Origin of the sequence: Streptomyces sp. BE20 (assembly GCF_036322525.1) — a bacterium.
In the GTDB taxonomy this organism is placed as follows: domain Bacteria; phylum Actinomycetota; class Actinomycetes; order Streptomycetales; family Streptomycetaceae; genus Kitasatospora.
The window spans coordinates 1-412 of the sequence record NZ_JAQYWW010000878.1 but is presented as its reverse complement, the minus strand read 5'-3'; the positions used below and the strand labels follow the sequence as shown (position 1 = coordinate 412).

The 412-nt window shown below is 31.1% G+C and carries 1 protein-coding gene; it reads left to right on the top strand.

Translation table 11 applies throughout. The annotated features are described in order from the left end of the window. A partial coding sequence (locus tag PUR61_RS45430) for a hypothetical protein (protein ID WP_329880168.1) occupies positions 1 to 286 on the top strand: 286 nt, incomplete at its 5' end. Positions 287 to 412: the final 126 nt, after the last annotated feature.

Sequence of the window (412 nt, the reverse complement as noted above, 5' to 3'; positions counted from 1 at the left end):
TTGTTTTTTGGGGGTTTGTATTTTTTTTTTGTGTTTTTTTTTTTGTTGTTTGTTTTTTTTTTGTTTTTGGGTTGGGGGTTTGTGGGTGTTTGGGGTTGGGGGGGTGTTTTGTGTTTGGGGGTTTTTTTTTTTTGTGTGGGTTTGGGGTTTGTTTTGTTTTTTGTTTTTTTTTTTTTTTTGTTGTTTGTTTTTTTTTTTTTTTTTTTTTGGGGGGTGTGTTGTTTTTTTTTTTTGCGGTTGTTTGTTTGTTTTTGTTTTTTTGGTGGTTGTTTTTGTTTTTTTATAAGATCGTGGTTTTGTTTGTTTTTTTTTTTTTTTTTTTGTTGTTTTTTTTTTTTTTTTGTGGTGGGGGGGGTGGACATTTGTTTTTTTTTGTTGTTTTTGGGTTGGTATTGTGTGTGGGGGTGGCCCC